Origin of the sequence: Pseudomonas sp. FBF18, from assembly GCF_024261405.1 — a bacterium.
Classification (GTDB): Bacteria; Pseudomonadota; Gammaproteobacteria; order Pseudomonadales; family Pseudomonadaceae; genus Aquipseudomonas; species Aquipseudomonas palmensis.
In genome coordinates this window covers 148,114-150,282 of sequence record NZ_QKRS01000013.1, presented here as the reverse complement: position 1 = coordinate 150,282, position 2,169 = coordinate 148,114, and the positions used below count along the sequence as shown (strand labels likewise).

Genomic DNA, 2,169 nt, shown 5'->3' with positions numbered 1-2,169 from the left:
CCGAAGTGGATGGCAAGGTCACGGCGACAGCAGAAAGCGTGCAGGCCCTGCGCGCCTCTGCTCGCGACGACGATGCCGAAGGCGATCTGGCCGGCGCACTGCACCAGTGGGACGCGACAGCAGCTTTCGGAGTGGAGGTGCGAGCAAGCGCGTCTCGCGACGAAGCGATCGTGCGCAAAACCGAAACGCTTGAGGCAACTCTGGCCGATACGGCGACGGCTGTGCAGACAGTCGCCCAGGCACAGGTCGACGCAGATGGCAGGGCGTCGACGATGTGGGCAGTGAAGATGCAGCTCAACTCGCAAGGAAAGTATGTCGTCGCCGGGATCGGGCTTGGCATCGAGAACGGACCAGCTGGACTGCAAAGCCAGTTCATCGTCAATGCCGACAGGTTCGCGGTCGTGAACGACATCAATGGGGCGCCCGTGTCTTTCTTCGCAATCCAGGGTGGACAGACGTTCATCGAAGCAGCGTTCATTCAGGATGGCACGATCACAAACGCAAAGATCGGGAGCTTCATTGCGTCGACAAACTATGTTGCTGGCGTGCAGGGGTGGCGCCTGAACAAAGACGGGACGTTTGAGATCAACGGCACGATAGCGGGGCAGGGTCGCACAATGATCACGCACCGGTCATATCGCGTGTGGGATGAAAACAACGTCAAGCGCGTGCAACTTGGAGATCTAACGGAATGACATACGGTGTAAGAACGTGGGGCGCCGGCGGTGCCTTGGAAATGGATACGGATAGCTTCACTTACCAAGTCATTCACAATCAGACATATAAGCTCTCAGGCCGAAATGCTGTTGTGACAGTGAATATCGCATCGTTCGATCCACTAAAGTGTGTGGCCGTAATATTGCCAACATCAATAGCGACAGCGGATGTTGCTAGGGAGGCGATGCCATATCAGTTTGTTGCGCCGGGCGTTATACAGATATATTCAAAGCATCCGCGTGAGCCTGATACGAGTATCAACTCACAAATTGAATTTAGGCTTCTTGTCATGAGGTACGCGAATTGACCTTCGGCTTAATTGTATCCAATGATAAAGGCTATGTTCAAATTGACTCAGAAACCCCACGCCTGTGCGCCATTTATTCTGGTGCTTACTCGGCATCAGGAACTAACAATGTAACTATTGTTTTCCCGCAGCCGGTCGGTACAGTTGAGCCACCATGTGTGTTTATCCGGAACTCTCCAGACCAACCGAGTATTATATATTCAGGGCTCGGGATCACAGGCGCCCCGGGAAACTGGACAGGCTTCAACGTCTCGACGATGTACAACTATGACCGACCTCAGGGCAAGTGGTTTGTGGCTGTTTTCGCATCACAATCAACCGCTGACTGGGGGCTTAGAATGTGGGGCGAAAATAGCAACATCATTTACGATAGCGGCGCTGCAGCTGTGATATTTACGAAAGCCACTAATCAGTGGGCTTTCCAAGCCAACGTCCCATTTCCGTCATATGGTAGTGCGAACTACTACCGTGCTCAGCTAAGCGGCACATTGGCAGTGGATGAGTACTATATGATCAACCCTTTCTCCAGGGGGGTGCTTGCACCGCAGCAAACTCTATGGAGTCCATCTGGTGTGACATTTGATTACTCAAACAATACATTGCTGATGTATTCGTTTGGTTTCACTGCGGGCTGGATTGATCCTGGCGCGCCTGCTGCAGTTTTTGCTCGGCTGCCAGGCACTTGAAATGTTGCTCTTAAATTAACTACGACCCGACACGGCGGGTTTTATTGAATGGAGAATCGCATGGCCTGGTCCAGAGCAGGGACAGTTTCAGTAACAAAGGGCTCAACAACTGTCACCGGGGTGAATGCAGACTTCGCGGCAAACTCGCGCGTCGGTGACGCATTTATCGGGCCAGACGGGATTTTGCGGGAAGTAACGAACGTTGCCAGCGGGACAGTGCTGTCGATCTTCCCGGCGTACTCTGGCGCTACGGCCACAGGGGCGGCGTACGCGCTTGTTCCGGTACAGGGGTACGTGAAGCAGCTCGCAGATCAAGCGCGCCAGATAATCCAGCAATGGGGCGGCACGCTAGCCGGGCTGGGCGCCGTATCAACAGAGGATGTTGTGCCGGTGGCAAAAGGTGGCACTGGCGCAAAGACCCCAGCTGAAGCCCGTACAGCGCTCGGGCTGAAATCAGCC

The 2,169-nt window shown here is 54.4% G+C and carries 2 protein-coding genes and 1 pseudogene; all 3 read left to right on the top strand.

Annotated features, from left to right (window positions below; all coding sequences use genetic code 11):
- On the top strand, positions 1 to 695 hold a 695-nt coding region (locus DN387_RS19555), incomplete at its 5' end, for a DUF1983 domain-containing protein (RefSeq protein WP_254506189.1).
- A 325-nt stretch (positions 696 to 1,020) separates the two neighbouring features.
- Positions 1,021 to 1,710, top strand: a complete 690-nt coding sequence (locus DN387_RS19550; RefSeq protein WP_254506186.1) for a hypothetical protein — start codon at positions 1,021 to 1,023, stop codon at positions 1,708 to 1,710.
- Between the two features lie 60 nt (positions 1,711 to 1,770).
- Positions 1,771 to 2,169 (top strand): annotated as a pseudogene (locus DN387_RS19545) (phage tail protein); the annotation flags it as partial.